The organism is Paenibacillus taiwanensis DSM 18679, assembly GCF_000425125.1.
Lineage (GTDB): Bacteria > Bacillota > Bacilli > Paenibacillales > Paenibacillaceae > Paenibacillus_B > Paenibacillus_B taiwanensis.
The window spans coordinates 185,509-201,518 of record NZ_KE384307.1; the positions used below are offsets into that span (position 1 = coordinate 185,509).

Sequence of the window (16,010 nt, forward strand, 5' to 3'; positions counted from 1 at the left end):
TTTGGACGTGCAAGGAGCTGCAGATAACGAAGGGGGAATAAATGATGCGCTTAACAAAAAGGTATACAGTTGCGCTTAGTGTGCTGCTCAGCTTTTCTGTGCTTGTTGCAGCTTGTGGAGGCGGCGGAGGGGGAGGAGCCGCTGATCCGAACAAAGCTGATGAACGGCTTGCGCTTATGAACAAAGAGGGAATGCCGATCGCAAAAGAGACTCTGAACATGACGGCGTTTGCAGGCAAATTGTATGCCTCTGCCGATTGGAGCAAGCTTATGTTGTGGCAGGAATACGAGAAGATGTCGAACATTCATATGGAATGGGAAACCGTTCAGTTTGATAGCTTAAAGGAGAAACGAAACATTAAGCTGGCAGGCGGTGATTATCCAGAGTTGTTTTTTGCTGCTGCATTGCCGAAAACAGACTTGATCAAGTATGGAAGTCAGGGCACCTTTTTAAAATTAAATGACTTGATTGATAAATACGCCCCCAACTTCAAACAGATTATGGAGCAATATCCGGTCGTGAAGAAGGGAATGACGATGCCAGATGGCAGCATTTATGGCTTGCCTACTGTGTTTGATCCTGCATTCAAATCTCTGTTCTATAGTACGCCTTGGATGAAGCAGGAGTGGTTGGACAACGTTGGTTTGAAAGCGCCTACAAATTTGGATGAGCTGTATGCGGTCTTAAAAGCATTTAAAGAAAAGGACCCCAACAAAAATGGGAAGCAGGATGAAATTCCGTGGGGCTCCGAAGGTGTCTGGATTATGATGGACTTCCTTCGAGGGGCATTCGGATTAAACCAGCATGGGATTGCCAACAAAAACGTTGATTTGGACCCGTCAACAGGCAAGCTGCGCTTTGTTCCCACTACTGAGGCGTACAAGGACATGATGCAGTATATCGCGAAGCTGTATAAGGAGGGTTTGCTGGATAAAGAAACGTTTACGATGAAAGATACCGACATTACATCTAAAGCGAGCGCAGGCCTGTACGGATTTCTGGATGGGGTCGATCCGAAAGCGATCTACAATCAGGACGGTTATGTAGGCATGCCGGTATTAACAGGGCCTAAGGGAGACCGAAGGCTGACAAACATGGGCTCACCGCTCGGCAATTTGGGGATGTTTGTGCTGACGGACAAGGCCAAAAATCCTGAAGCTGCGATACGTTGGATCGATCATTTTTATGGGGATGAAGGAGCCAAAATGTTTTTTATGGGCTTTGAAGGGGTCACATACAAAGTAGATGCGAACGGAGAGTATGCGTATTTGGACGTCATTCAAAAAAATCCGGACGGCCTGAATCTCGATCAAGCGGTCAGTCAATATTTAACGTGGCCTGGAGGTTATTATCCTGGTATCGTGAAGCAGAAGTTCTTTAAGGGTGCAGAAGGGTTGCCTTCCTCTATGAAAAATGCAGAAGCTGCGGAGCCTTATGCGATCAAAATGGAAGAGGTATGGCCAAGCTTTAACTTTACACCAGAGGAACAAGAAGAACTGACAACGATTCAAACCGATATTCAAACGTATATCGATGAGATGCGTGACAAGTTTGCTTCTGGCGCGGCTAGTTTTGATCAATGGGAGTCCTACGTGAAGCAAATTGAGCAGATGAACATCAAACGATATTTGGAATTGTATCAAGCTGCATATGACCGTTATAAGGATGGAAAATAGGACATTACTTGTGAGCCTTAAGGAAACACAAAGGGTACCCCTAGGGGTACCCTTTGTGTTAGTATCGCCGATTGACATCGTCTGGCCCAGGCGGGTCAGGCAGCATCTCCTCGATGCGGCGCAGCGTGCGAAATTGCTTCTTGCGAGCCAACACATTCGACACATATGCGCTGAGCGCACTAAACGGAATTATACACAACGCCGGCACCAGCGCAGCAGATGTGGATTGCTGCGACATTTGCAGTGCAAAGGCAAAGCCAAACACAACTAGCGGGGCATAATCGGTATACTTGACGAGCCAATGACGTTTACCGAAGCTGTTCTCCGCTAAGCCGAAGCAAATTAGTCCAGCAAATGCGAGCAGGCCCGCCACCAGCAGACTGTCTGTCCACTTATAAATCTTGGTCAGCATAGCCAGCACAATAAACACGTAACCGACAGCACCAATCGGTCTAAATAACATAGGAAATATCTCTCCTTTATGATAAATATAAGGCCGTTATGGTTATGCTTCTTCGAGTTGTAATAAGCGAAGCACCTCATGTGAACAACGTTTAAGCTCATCTTCAGATAGTTGGCGAGTTTGCCTCCATTCACTTATAACATTAGGCTCTGCTGTTAATTGATCCAGCCACTTTTTCATTGTCATTTTGTCCGTTAAACGTTCGCCGTAGCCTCTGTCTATAAAATAATCGCAGTTCTCTTCTTCTTGCCCAGGAAGCGGGGAATAGAACAGCATCGGAATGCCTTTCATCATCCCTTCCGTGCAGGTCATACCGCCCGGTTTTGTCACAAGCAAGTCTGATGCATCCATAATGGTGGAGATTTCATGGGTGTACCCATAAATATGTATGTTTGGATGTTTAAAATTTGGATCTTGCTTCATACGCTGGATCATCTTTTGATTGCTGCCCATACAGAACAGCAGCTGAACGTGATCACGCCACCTGGTCATATACGTTAAGTATTCGTCATCCATAGACAGCCCCCAGCCTCCCCCCATAATCATAACGGTAGGAAGGTGCTGCAAACCCAACTGAGTGCGAGCTTCGCTAGGCGAGAGATTGTTCCAGAACTTAGGATGGACGGGAATGCCGGACACGAGTATACGTTCGGGAGCGACTCCGCGGTTTAGCAGTTTGGTTCGAACTTCCTCCGCCGATACGAGGTAAGTATCAACTGCTGGGTCCAGCCAAGTGCCGTGTGCATCGTAATCCGTAATTAACGTGTAGAGCGGAATATCAAGTCCGGCACGCTTTAAGCGGGACACGACGATATTCGGAAATGGATGTGTACATATGATAACATCAGGACGAAGCTGGTTGACAACATGGGAAGCTTGCGTATAAAAAATACGATGCAAGGCAAGCTGTGTTAGTCGATTCAAAGACTTCTTATATTTTTTGCGATACAGCATTCCGACTAACTTTGGCTGTGAGCTTACCGTCTTGCGATACGCCGCAAAAATTAGCGGACCAACGGTTGGATTCAGAAACCTGCCAAGTTCGATGACGCGAGCCTGAACGTCAGGGGCTAGTTGTTTGATTCCATCGGATAAAGCAGTGGCTGCTTGAGTATGGCCCGTACCGAAACCTTCAGATAGGAGAAGGATTCTTTTTTTTCGCATGTTTCTCACCCGTTAACCATTATAACCTGAATTGTAAAATGAAGCATCAACCAATCGAATGGATGTTTGTATACGTGTATGTGATGAAAAAATGAAAAAAAGTGTTGAAAAATGATTTTCAATATGATAAAGTAATCTTCATGATAAACAGTGACCAAATAAATGAAGTGGTCAGTTGGTCGGACGGTCTCCAAAGTTCACCAAAAAATAACTAAAAGAAAGGAGTTACGAAATGTCAGTGAATCGACGGAGGCAAATAGTAGAAGCAGCCACTCAGTCGTTCGCGCTGTTTGGGTATAAGGCAACTACGATGGATCAAGTCGCCAAGATTGCTAAGGTCGGCAAAGGTACGATCTACACGTTCTTCACGAATAAAGAAGAGTTGTTTGACGAAATCTTAATGCAAGTCATTCATGAGATGAAAGATATTGCAGACGGTGAGATTCACGAAGATAGCTCCTTCTTTGATAACTTGTACCGCGTACTTGATCGGGCGCTTGAGTTCCGCAGCCGCCATGAGCTGGCGCTAAAGCTGTCGCAAGAACTGCGTGACTTCGGTACACCAATGGCTAAAGAAGCGTTGAATCGCATTGAGGGTGAACTTCTTCGCTACGTCGAACGACAGCTGCTCATGGCAATGGATAAAGGCGAGATTCCGCCAGGCAACACCCAGATTATGAGCTTTGTTTTAGTCCAGTTGTACAAGTCGCTGACGACAGAATGGAGTAAGCTGTATGAGCCTCTGGACAAAGAGACAATTAAAGAACACTTTTTGAACTACTTTGTAAAAGGTATATCGGTGTTCTGATGCAGTACCGTTCTTAACGTCACGGCCAACAAGTGGGAATGCAAAGAGAGATGAGCCATTTCTACTTACATGACGCGACGTTTTATTATACCCTCAATGACCAAATGGGCTTTACAGTCAGAGAGTTCTGAATTGAGTTATCTATGCATTTCATCACATTGGAGTGGAAAATGCAAAATAAATATAGAGGTGAGATGTAATGAAAGGTACACGACTATTTGCTGCCGAATGGGGCCGCGTGTTTCGGAATCCGAAGCTGCTAATCCCGGTTATCGCGGTTATTATGGTGCCGCTGATGTACAGTGGATTATTTTTGGGAACGTTCTGGGACCCTTATGCGAAGCTTCAGGATCTTCCGGTTGCTATCGTTAACGCAGATCAGGGCACTACATTTGAGGGAAAGACGTTTGAAGCTGGTAAAGAGCTTAGCGATGAGTTGAAGAAGCGTAAAGACTTCGACTTCCAGTTTGTTGATGAAAAGGAAGCAGAAGAAGGTTTGAAGGCAGATCGTTATTACATGACGATTACGATTCCGAGCAATTTCTCGAAACAGGCAACGACGTTGCTTGAAGATGAGCCTAAAGCGGCTGAATTGTTATTCCGCACAAATGAAGGCCACAACTTCTTGGCAGCGCAAATTGGCGGTACGGCAGTGAAGCAAGTGAACGCTGAAATATCGAAGACGATTACTGAAGCGTACACCACATTGATGTTTGAGCAAGTGGAAAAAGTTGCAGACGGCTTGCAAAAAGCTGGTGATGGAGCGACTAAGCTTCATGACGGCACAAAAGAGCTGGCTGACGGTACGAAGGAATTAAAAACAAACATGGCGAAGCTCGCTGACGGTGCGCTTCAATTAAAGCAAGGTACAGCACCTCTTAGTGGAGGTATCGGACAGTTAAATAAAGGCGCAGGCGACTTAAAACAAGGCGCAACGACATTAAGTGGCGGCTTGGGTAAATTGTCAGCCGCGCACAATCAATTGGAACAAGGCGCAGCTAAAGCGCAGCAAGGTGTAGCGGGTCTGGAGCAAGGCTTGAACGCTTCTGCTCAAGGCAGCGCGAAGCTGACAGAAGGCGCCAAGGCGCTTGCTGGTGGCTTGCAAATGCTCGTAAAAGCGAACCCTGCACTGGCACAAGATCCAGGCGTGAAGCAGCTGCTTGGCGCAAGCCAGGCGGTATTGCAAGGTGCTGAGCAGCTTAACGAAGGTCAACAGAAGCTGGTTGCTGGGGCAGGTCAATTGAAAGCAGGCCAAGGTCAATTAGTGGCCGGCATGAATCAATTTGGTACGAAGCTGAATGAAGCAGCCGCAGGCGGCAAGAAGCTGGCAGCAGGTGCGGATCAACTCGCAGCAGGTACATCCAAGCTGCAAAGTGGCGTGGGCGAAGCGACAAAAGCAATCGGTCAATTGGCTAACGGCGCGAAGCTGTTAGATGAAGGTACAGGTAAATTGCAAGATGGCGTTAAAAAGCTAAACGATGGCTCGGATGAGCTGGCAACTAAATTGACAGACGCTGCTGATGAGGCCTCTGCCGTGAAGTCATCTGATGCACGTATCAAAATGTACGCAGAGCCTGTTAAAGTTGTAGAATCAGCTGTTAACGAAGTACCAAACTACGGTACAGGATTTGCACCATACTTCCTGTCTTTGGGCTTGTTTGTAGGCGCACTTATTTTAACAATTGTACTTCCATTGGTAGAATCTCCAGATCCACTTGCTAATGGTTGGAGCCGCTTCTTCAGTAAAACGATGCTGTTTATTTCAGTAGGTGTGATCCAAGCGCTGCTTGCTGACTGGATTATGCTTTCTGGACTTGGCTTAGAAGTGAAGAGCGTTGGTTTGTTTATTACATTTAGTATTTTCACAAGTATGACATTTATGCTTATTATCCAATCACTTGTTACAGTATTTGACAACCCAGGACGCTTTATAGCGATCGTCTTGCTTATTCTTCAATTGGTATCTTGCGGCGGTACGTTCCCAATGGAGCTTACACCATCTGCAATGCAAGCCATTGGACCTTGGTTGCCAATGACATACACAGTTAACGGATTCAAAGCAGTAATCTCAAGTGGCGACTTCGATCATATGTGGAGTCAAACAGGTGTGCTTGCCATCTACATGGCAGCATTTGCAGCCCTAACACTCGGATTCTTTATCTCTCGTGCTCGCAAGAGCAGAGCGGAAGCAGGCAGTGCTTCATTGTCCGCTTAATAGCCATTAACTTCTATAACCTCCTGAATCGCCGGTTGATCCGCGGTCAGGAGGTTATTTTATTGTAAACCGTAGTTGTTACTATTAAATCGGAAGAAGGAATTTCCAATTTGGATGGCGAATTCGTGTGTAATCGAAATTTAACAGCGCTGCGATACCGAGAAGCTAAATGTGTAAGGGAGGATTACAGGTGTCACAAGCTAATAAGCGATGGGACCTCGAAGCGATGCGGGGAATTGCTATCGTTGGTGTTGTGCTGATTCATGTGTTGTCTATGGGAATTGCGGCTTCGTATCCAGAACATGCCGAGTGGGCGGGAGAGGTGCAGACAGGTGCGGTTCCGCTCGTATGGTTGAATGCATGGGCGCGTTTTTCAGTCCCTGTCTTTTTATTTATTTCCGGCCTTTTACTCACATTCCGATTACAAGGAAAGTCATTATCCTATAAGACGATGTTGTCAAAAAGAGTACCCGCTCTTGTGCTGCCTTATTTGTTCTGGACGGTGCTTGGGCTTGTGATGGCGTGGCTTATACAAGGGCCGTGGGGCTTTAAGGACCTTGTTGTTACTTTACTGCTTGGCAAAGGGATGTTCCATCAACTGTACTTTATCCCCTTACTGCTGCAATTGATTGTACTCGCCCCTTTATGGTGGAAAGGTTTGCAGTGGAATCCCGTGAAGTTTACCCTTATTATCGGGCTTTTACAGGTGCTTTATTATGCCGCCTACCAATTCTGTTATATGACTTCATTTCGTTATCTCCCTACTGTTATAGCTAAAGGCTGGGAAATTATGATCGTGCCTACTTTTATGGGGATGATGTTTTATTTTATAGCAGGGATGGCTGTTGGCATGCACTTGGACCAAGTTACTCGGTTTATCCGCAGAAGTTCTATGACTGTTTTTACGCTCATCTATATCGTGTCGTTTGGCATGACCATTATGGATGTCCACTTATCGTTTGCCGCTTCCTCTGACCTCGGCAATTCCTTGCACTTCTATCGGGTGAGCGTGCTTGTGTATGCCTGCTGCGCCATCTTGTGGTTTTGGAAATTAGCATTAGTTGCTGCCGAAGCAGCATGGATGAACATGTTTGTGCGGCTAGGAAAGTATGCATTTTTTATTTTTTTGGCACATGTGCTTATTTTGGAAAGCTTAAAAGCTTTAGGTTCTTATTGGTATAACTCATACGGGATGCTGCTGGTGACGTATTTGCTGACGATGGCGGCATGTGCGGGGGTATATGAGCTTGGGACGAGGATCTCCGTGCAGCATTCGTCTAACAAAGCTGTGCAGATGTTTCTCGGTAAATAAGTAGCGAAAGATATCTCCAAACACGTATGTATTATTATAGAAGATAAAATGACAAAAGCGCCCATTCACATTAACTGTGATAGGACGCTTTTTTGATAGGATAACCCGCGGAAACGTGGCGTGATCGAACCAGTTGAATATCGCTGCCCGCTTGTAAAATGTCGGAAACTAGCGTTTTGGGATCTTTGCTGCATGTCATTACCGCGATTTGAATCACTTCACTATAGAAATTGTGTGCAGCAGATACCGCCTCATCTGTAACGATAAGACTGCTATAATACGGATTGCCCTGTCCAACAACGACAAAACCACCATACTGAGGCTTTACAAGACTCTCGTTCAAAAGAAAAGCCGCTTCGTGCTCGGAACTGCGTCCAAATCTGTAAGTGAGCGAGCAGTCCAGCGACAAGTTAGCTGCCACATTTTGCATCCCCCTTGCCGTTACTTGCTGCAAGATGCCGTGTGCAGCAAGTTCGCGAAAAGTAGAATGGGACAAGACCAAGCAAGCCTGCTGCCCATTTATGAGGCGTGTTGCTTTAAAAGTACGTTGAGATACAACATGCTTCTGAATGGCCTGAATCGCATTTTTATTTTGCTGCTGCGTACCTGTTAATACGATGCTGTCTGCGGGAGTGCTTGTATAAGACGAGCGTTTAATTGTATTTGTCAGCATCAAAAGTGCAGCTCCTATACCGACTGTGAAGGGATGTTTGCGGGATCTCATCATGATATCCACCTTTCTAGTTGCTAAATTTTTGCGTCCGACTAACTTGATGTCCTTAGTGTACGAAATATGGGCTACAGCAGCCATCGGTATGCGTGACAGCTAGCTTTCAATTTAGTAAGAGAAGGAAGCGGATTAGTTAGATAGTCCCATTTTGTACATATTTAATGGAAATTGTCGATAGAACATAAATAATCGGGTTGTGATGACCGTTATATAAATATAGACTGTATTGCTTCATTAAATAGGAATTGGAACAAGGAAGGGGAAGATCAGGTGAACGTTAGACATAAGTCGACATCTTGGTTTGCAGGACTTTTGGTTCTTGCGCTTATGGTAGGCATGCTGCCGTTTAATACGACCATTCATGCAGCCGCGGAGAAAGTGATCGGCCTGCAATTCGAATCATCTATTAATCCGGTATCCGTTGTGGTGGAAGGACAATCGCTTCATTTAAAAGTGCTCGCTACCATTCAAAAAGACAGTTCAACTGAACTACGAGACGTGACTGGGCTTGCGGAATGGTCTTCGCAGAACACAACCATTGCAACTGTGGATGCGGGTTGGGTAAAGGGCGTTGGCAAGGGAAGTGTGGAAGTTACAGCTAAATACCAAGGATTTGTTATCAAGAAGACAGTTAACTCGGAGTATCTGTATGACAAGATTTATGTACGTAATGCGGATTCTGGACAGGAAGTGGCGTCAGAGCTGAACGTGATGCTCGGTATGAAGCCGAATTGGAAAGTGTACGCTTACGATAAAGGGTCTTCCGTGGAAAACGATGTGACGGCAGATGCTGTCTGGTCTTCTTCGAATACAGAAGTAGCAGAGGTATCCAAAGGCAGCATTAAGTTAAAAGCTAAAGGTAACGCGGACATTACGGTTAAGCATAAAGGGATCGAGAAGAAGATCAAGCTGACCGTAGGTATTCCATACGATGAGCTTAAGATCGCTCCTAATCAACTGTTGGAGTTCACTTATGGCGGAACAGAGCAAGCGTTAGTCCTGACGGCTAAGAAGCCGGATGGAACTGTTGATGTTGTTACTGAAAATGCTGAGTGGATGACTAGCGATGCAAACATTGTGGAAGTGAAAAAAGGGGTCGTTAAGCCTGTTAATGTGGGTACGGCTTCGATTACAGCCTCTTACTTGGGGCGCACAGCATCTGTAACAGCGGTAGTTCGCACATCCCATTTGGCGATGCGGATGACACCGGATAAGAAGCAGCATGCTATGTTAGGCGATAACCCGATTCAGGTCAAAACATTTGTATTAAACAATCAAGGTGGTCAAGAGGAAGTAACCGTTGATGCAGAATGGACTTCTAGCAATGTGATGGCTGCTACGGTGGAAAAAGGGCTCGTTTCATTTAAAAGTGCGGGCACAACAACAATTACGGCAAGCTACAAAGGCTTAACGAAGTCTGTTGAGATTACGGTATATCCATCTATCCAAAGTATTGAATGGACAGAAGCGATCAAACCAGATGCAAACGGCGTTAAGGAACGCAAGGAAGAATTGTTCGTAGATGAATCCAAACCGTTCCCTAAAGTACAAGGTGTTACATTCAGTGGCGAAAAGATTGATATTAGCGAAGTTGTAAACTGGACTTCTGCAAATCCAGCCATTGCAAAAGTAGATGATGACAAATTAGTAGGTGTCACCACTGGTGAGACTCAAGTAACGGCTAACGTTCATGGCTACACACTCACGATGAAAACAACAGTAAATCGCAAAGCTTTGTTACTGCGCGCAAATACAGAAGAGCTTAATTTGGTGACGGGGCGTGAAGTGCCTTCTCCAACAGTAACGGTAGTGTATACAGATGGGGAAGAGAAGGATGTCTCCCAAGAGATAAAATGGGAGTCCAGCTCACCTAACCTGCTCGTCCGTGAAGGGAAAATGAAAGGTCTTGTTGCTAGCAAAGTGACTCTTAACGGAACGTTCTCTAACGTCAAGATTTCCTTAAAAGGCACGATCGAAGAGGAAATTGTAGCATTTGAAATTACTCCAGAGATCGTATACTTAACGGCAAACAAGTCACAATCTGTTAAAGTTACAGGCAAGCAGCGTAATGGCAAGTCTGTTACTCTGACTTCACGTATTGATTGGAAGTCAGAAAATGAAAAGGTAGCTACTGTACGTGGCTCCAGTGTTAAAGGGCTCGTCATTGGCAGCACAAAGCTAGTTGGTGAATTCCAAGGCAATAAGCTCGAAGTGCCTGTTCATGTAAAGCCGCGTCTTGTAAAGCTCGAAGCAGCACCTACTTCGATCAAGCTGACAGTAGGTCAAAGTGCTTCCTGGAAAGTAAGCGCGATCTATGACACTGGTGAAGTGGTTGATGTCACACCACAAGCGACATGGGTGCCAAGCAGCACGAAGGTTAAAGTAGAACGTGGTACAGTAGTTGGAGCTGCAAAAGGCAGCGCATCCATTAAGATTACATTTGATGGGAAATCCACATCCGTACGTGTAAGTGTGAAATAGGAATACTCAATTTCGTATAGGCAATTATGTTAATTCATTCTAGCAGAACGATAATACAATTAACGAGAATAGGGGGTTCGCCCCCCGCTATTAACGCAGCTCTCCTTATGGAGGCTGCGTTTTTTGTGATGTCCTGCTTATGGTAAGGAGGAGGACAAGAGAAGAATTGTTTAGACTTATCGCATGAATATTTGTAGCTTTTTACACAATAAATTATGCATTATTGCGTATAATTATTCATTTATTCATGAATGCGTTTTCTTTGTTCGTGTGCTGTATTAACTTATAGAAGTGTGAAAAAAATGCAAGCAAATATGAAGGGGGTAAACTTGAATAACCCTTTGTGGACGGGGGTTCTTATGAATTTTAGCGAATATTGCTGTTATTGGAAACTCGTAATAAAAAGAAAAGTTATCGGCTCCATAAAAATAATAAATTGCCATCAAATAGGTACGGTGCTAAAATGATATAATAACTAAAATGAATAATTATAAATATCGGACATACCTGAATTAAATAACATATAGAAAGGTTGCTTCCCAATGAAACAATACGGTATACCTACGAAGCAAGGATTATACGACCCGCAGTATGAGAAAGACGCTTGCGGTATGGGATTCGTCGCTCATATCAAAGGACAGAAGTCCCACGATATCGTCCGCCAGGCGTTGACCGTGTTGGTCAGTATGGAGCATCGCGGCGGTCAAGGCAGTGAACCGAATACGGGGGATGGGGCAGGCATTATGCTGCAAATTCCGCACCGTTTCTTTGCACAGGAGATGAAGACTCAAGGTGTGGACCTGCCAGAGGCTGGCCGTTACGGCGTCGGAATGCTCTTTATGTCACAAGATACAGAGCTGCGTGAACGTCACGAGGCGACGATGCGCCGTATCGTGGAAGAGGAAGGACAACTTTTTCTCGGATATCGTACGGTACCTACCAATGATGAGACATTGGGGCAATCTGCAAAGTCTGTTAAACCTTTTGTCCGTCAGGTGTTTATCGGCCGCAGTGCAGACATTCAGGAAGATCTCGCATTTGAGCGTAAGCTTTATTTAATCCGCAAGCAAGCTGAGCAGGCGATTCGTTATACGGGCGAAGCTGGAGCGGAAACGTTCTACATCCCGTCTATGTCTTGCCGCAAGATCGTATACAAAGGAATGCTGACGACAGAACAAGTAGGACACTTTTATCTTGATTTGCAGCAGCCAGCGTTTGAATCAGCGATTGCGCTTGTGCACTCTCGCTTCAGCACCAATACGTTCCCTAGCTGGGAGCGGGCCCATCCTTACCGCTTTATGATTCATAACGGTGAGATCAATACGCTGCGCGGCAATGTAAACTGGATGCATGCACGTGAAACGCTGTGCCAGTCTGACATATTCGGCGAGGAACTGGCGAAGATCAAGCCGGTCATTAATCCAGATGGATCGGATACGGCCATGTTTGACAATACGTTTGAATTTTTGTATTTGTCGGGTCGATCGCTGCCGCACGTCGCGATGATGATGGTGCCTGAACCGTGGTCCAACCATGAGAGCATGGACCCGGCGAAGCGGGCATTTTACGAGTATCACAGCACGATGATGGAGCCGTGGGACGGACCGGCGGCTATGGCTTTTACGGACGGTATTCAAATAGGCGCTATACTTGACCGCAACGGGTTGCGCCCATCCCGTTATTATGTAACAAAGGACGATCTGATCGTACTTAGTTCGGAAGCAGGCGTATTGGATATCGCACCAGAACGTATTTTATATAAGGACCGTCTGCGTCCGGGACGTATTTTGCTCGTTGACACGGAGCAAGGCCGTATTATTGCAGACGAGGAAGTTAAGGCGCAGATCGTAGCCGAAAATCCTTATCAGCAGTGGCTTGATGAGCACCTGGTTGGTCTGGAGGATCTTCCCGAAGCACCGGAAGTCATCGAGCCTAAGCACGAAAATGTGCAGCAGCGTCAACAAGCATTTGGCTTTACGTTTGAAGATTTGCGCAAGACACTCGAGCCGATGGCGACGAGTGGCATGGAGCCGATTGGTTCTATGGGGTATGACGCACCACTTGCTGTGCTGTCGGACCGCCCTCAACGTTTGTACAACTACTTTAAGCAATTATTTGCGCAAGTGACGAATCCGCCTATCGATGCGATTCGCGAAGAGATCGTGACTGCGACGGGCACAACGATCGGGCCAGAGCGCAACTTGCTCCACCCTGAGCCAGCGAGCTGCCGTCACATTAAGCTTGCTACACCTGTGCTTGCAAATGAGGAGTTTGCAAAGCTGCGGCATATCCGCAGGCCTGGCTTTAAATCGATCACTATTCCTATTTTGTTTACGGCAGCTGCTGGAGCAGAAGGATTACGCGATGCGATTAAGACGATGTGTGAAGCAGCTGATCGTGTAATCGGCAAAGGACATAACATTATAATTTTGTCTGACCGTGGCATCGATGCGGATAATGCTGCTATTCCGGCACTGCTTGCAGTGTCGAGCTTGCATCATCATTTGATTCGTCAAGGGACACGTACAAAGGTTAGCTTACTGTTGGAATCTGGCGAACCGCGTGAGGTTCATCATTATGCACTGCTCCTTGGTTACGGAGTAAGTGCGGTGAATCCTTATCTGGCATTCGAGACGTTGGATGATATGATTCGCCAAGGGTTGCTGCGCGGCATTTCTCACGAGAAGGCTGTGAAGAACTACATTAAGGCAGCAACGAAAGGTGTCGTGAAGATTCTCTCGAAGATGGGAATCTCAACTGTTCAATCGTATCGTGGCGCCCAGATTTTCGAAGCTATTGGCCTGAAGCCAGAGTTCGTCGATGCGTACTTCACGTGGACGCCATCACGAATTGGCGGCATTGGCTTAGAGGAAGTTACCGCGGAGGCGCTTAGCTACCATAATCGAGCCTTCTCGAATCAGGAAGGACGCGACAAGGAGCTTGACTCAGGCGGAGATTATCAATGGCGCAAAAATGGCGAGGAGCATCTGTTTAATCCGCAGACGATCCATACGCTGCAAGAAGCTTGCCGCAAAGGCGACTACAAGCTTTATAAGAAGTATTCCCATCTCGTATTAGGCGAGTATAATCATAACAATAATCTTCGCTCATTGTTGGAGATGAAGCCGATTGGCCCGGCGGTTCCGCTTGATGAGGTGGAAAGTGTGTCTTCGATCTTCAAGCGTTTTAAGACGGGGGCCATGTCATTTGGTTCCATCTCGAAGGAAGCGCATGAGAGCCTGGCCATTGCGATGAACCGCATCGGCGGCAAATCGAATTCGGGCGAGGGCGGCGAAGACCCGGCACGATTCGTGAAGGACGCGAATGGCGACTGGCGCCGTAGTGCGATTAAGCAGGTAGCATCGGGTCGTTTTGGAGTAACTTCGAATTATTTGGTAAATGCAGAAGAGATTCAAATTAAGATGGCGCAAGGGGCGAAGCCTGGAGAAGGCGGACAGCTCCCAGGACGAAAAGTATATCCTTGGGTTGCGGAAGTACGTGGTTCTACACCAGGTGTCGGCTTGATCTCACCGCCGCCGCATCACGATATTTATTCGATCGAGGATTTGGCAGAGCTGATCTACGACTTAAAGAATGCCAATCCGCGTGCGTCGATTAATGTGAAGCTGGTGTCTGAGGTAGGAGTCGGCACAATTGCAGCTGGCGTTGCGAAAGGCCGCGCTGACATTATTCTCGTCAGCGGATACGATGGCGGAACGGGGGCTTCACCACAAGGGTCCATTCGCCATGCAGGACTGCCTTGGGAGCTTGGTCTTGCTGAGACGCATCAGACGCTTATTCTAAACAACTTGCGTGACCGCGTGAAGTTGGAGACAGATGGCAAGATGATGACGGGGCGTGATTTGGCTATTGCTGCGCTGCTAGGTGCTGAAGAGTATGGTTTCTCCACTGCCCCGCTTGTCGTTGTAGGATGTATTATGATGAGAGTATGTCAGTTGGATACATGTCCGGTCGGCGTAGCTACGCAAAATCCAGAGCTGCGCAACAATTTTAAAGGTGATCCGCAGCATGTTGTGAACTTTATGACATTTGTAGCGGAGGAACTGCGCGAAATTATGGCAGAGTTGGGCTTCCGCTCAATGGATGACATGATTGGCCAGACAGGCTGCTTAAATGTAAAAGAGGCAGTTGACCATTGGAAGGCGAAGCATGTGGACTTGTCTTCGCTTCTGCATCAGCCGGAATTGCCAGAAGGCTCTGCGCGAATTAAAGTTCGTGAGCAGAACCACGGGCTGGAAGAGACGCTGGATATGCAGCACCTCGTTCCTGCCGCGCAGGCTGCGCTTGAGAGCGGCAGCGCTGTTGAAGGCAGCTTTTCAATTACGAACGTCAATCGTGCGACAGGCACGATTCTCGGCAGCGAAGTTACACGCAAGTACGGCGCAGCCGGCTTGCCAGAGGATACGATTCGTTTTCACTTTGTTGGATCGGCAGGACAGAGCTTCGGTGCCTTTGTACCTCGTGGCATGACGTTAACGGTGGAAGGGGACAGCAACGATTATGTTGGCAAAGGACTGTCCGGCGGCAAGCTTATAGTGAAGCCGTCTGCCAAGGCGACTTTTGCGGCAGAGGACAACGTCATCATCGGGAATACCGCATTTTATGGTGCAACAAGCGGCGAGGCCTTTATTCGTGGTATAGCAGGCGAACGCTTTGCTGTTCGAAATTCAGGTGTTCATACAGTTGTTGAAGGTGTGGGCGACCACGGTTGTGAGTACATGACAGGCGGGCGAGTGATTGTATTGGGGCATACAGGCCGCAATTTCGCAGCGGGAATGTCGGGTGGTGTAGCGTACATTTTGGATACGGACAATTCGTTTGTGAATCGCTGTAATTTGGAGATGGTGCTGCTAGAGCGTGTCGAAGAGGAGCAGGAACAGGCTTATTTGAAGCAAATGATTGAAAAGCACGTTCAGCATACGGATAGTGCTATCGGCAGCCGGATATTGGCAGATTGGGAGGCGAAGCTGCCTCAGTTTGTACGTGTCATACCAAAGGACTACAAGCGGATGCTGGAACAGATTGCAAAGGTTGAAGCAAAAGGTTTAGTTGGTGATGACGCGATATTAGCTGCATTTGAAGCCAATATGCGAGAATTAAGCCGAGTTGGCGGTAATTAAGCAGGCGGATTTAACACGGT

9 protein-coding genes are annotated in these 16,010 nt (G+C 46.7%); 6 read left to right on the forward strand and 3 right to left on the reverse strand.

Annotated elements, in window-relative coordinates:
* The first annotated feature begins 44 nt into the window (after nucleotides 1-44).
* Entirely contained in the window at nucleotides 45-1,676 is a 1,632-nt protein-coding gene (locus tag H509_RS0114780; protein ID WP_028545768.1) for a type 2 periplasmic-binding domain-containing protein, read from the forward strand.
* A 58-nt stretch (nucleotides 1,677-1,734) separates the two neighbouring features.
* On the opposite strand, the gene H509_RS0114785 is transcribed toward H509_RS0114780, so the two are convergent.
* Together H509_RS0114785 and H509_RS0114790 are read right to left on the reverse strand one after the other, a co-directional pair.
* Nucleotides 1,735-2,139, reverse strand: a complete 405-nt coding sequence (locus H509_RS0114785) for a hypothetical protein (RefSeq protein WP_028545769.1) — start codon at nucleotides 2,137-2,139, stop codon at nucleotides 1,735-1,737.
* A 42-nt stretch (nucleotides 2,140-2,181) separates the two neighbouring features.
* Complete coding sequence (locus H509_RS0114790; protein WP_028545770.1) at nucleotides 2,182-3,303, reverse strand: UDP-N-acetylglucosamine--LPS N-acetylglucosamine transferase; 1,122 nt, start codon at nucleotides 3,301-3,303, stop codon at nucleotides 2,182-2,184.
* A gap of 232 nt (nucleotides 3,304-3,535) precedes the next feature.
* Between H509_RS0114790 and H509_RS0114795 the strand changes: the two genes are divergently transcribed.
* The 3 genes from H509_RS0114795 to H509_RS0114805 all read left to right on the forward strand — a co-directional run bounded on the left by H509_RS0114795 (nucleotide 3,536) and on the right by H509_RS0114805 (nucleotide 7,638).
* Nucleotides 3,536-4,111 carry a TetR/AcrR family transcriptional regulator gene (locus H509_RS0114795; RefSeq protein WP_028545771.1) on the forward strand — a complete coding sequence of 192 codons (576 nt, stop codon included), beginning with the start codon at nucleotides 3,536-3,538 and terminating at the stop codon, nucleotides 4,109-4,111.
* 199 nt (nucleotides 4,112-4,310) lie between these two features.
* Complete coding sequence (locus H509_RS0114800) at nucleotides 4,311-6,326, forward strand: YhgE/Pip family protein (protein ID WP_028545772.1); 2,016 nt, start codon at nucleotides 4,311-4,313, stop codon at nucleotides 6,324-6,326.
* A 190-nt stretch (nucleotides 6,327-6,516) separates the two neighbouring features.
* Nucleotides 6,517-7,638, forward strand: coding sequence for an acyltransferase (locus tag H509_RS0114805; protein WP_028545773.1), 1,122 nt, complete (start codon nucleotides 6,517-6,519; stop codon nucleotides 7,636-7,638).
* A gap of 70 nt (nucleotides 7,639-7,708) precedes the next feature.
* Here the strand turns inward: H509_RS0114805 and H509_RS0114810 are convergent, their stop codons facing one another.
* Complete coding sequence (locus H509_RS0114810) at nucleotides 7,709-8,362, reverse strand: lipoprotein BA_5634 family protein (protein WP_028545774.1); 654 nt, start codon at nucleotides 8,360-8,362, stop codon at nucleotides 7,709-7,711.
* Between the two features lie 276 nt (nucleotides 8,363-8,638).
* On the opposite strand from H509_RS0114810, the gene H509_RS0114815 reads away from it, so the two are divergent.
* The gene (locus H509_RS0114815) at nucleotides 8,639-10,849 is read left to right on the forward strand and encodes a hypothetical protein (RefSeq protein ID WP_028545775.1); all 2,211 of its coding nucleotides are present in this window, start codon (nucleotides 8,639-8,641) and stop codon (nucleotides 10,847-10,849) included.
* A gap of 542 nt (nucleotides 10,850-11,391) precedes the next feature.
* Complete coding sequence (gltB, locus tag H509_RS0114820) at nucleotides 11,392-15,990, forward strand: glutamate synthase large subunit (RefSeq protein WP_028545776.1); 4,599 nt, start codon at nucleotides 11,392-11,394, stop codon at nucleotides 15,988-15,990.
* Nucleotides 15,991-16,010: the final 20 nt, after the last annotated feature.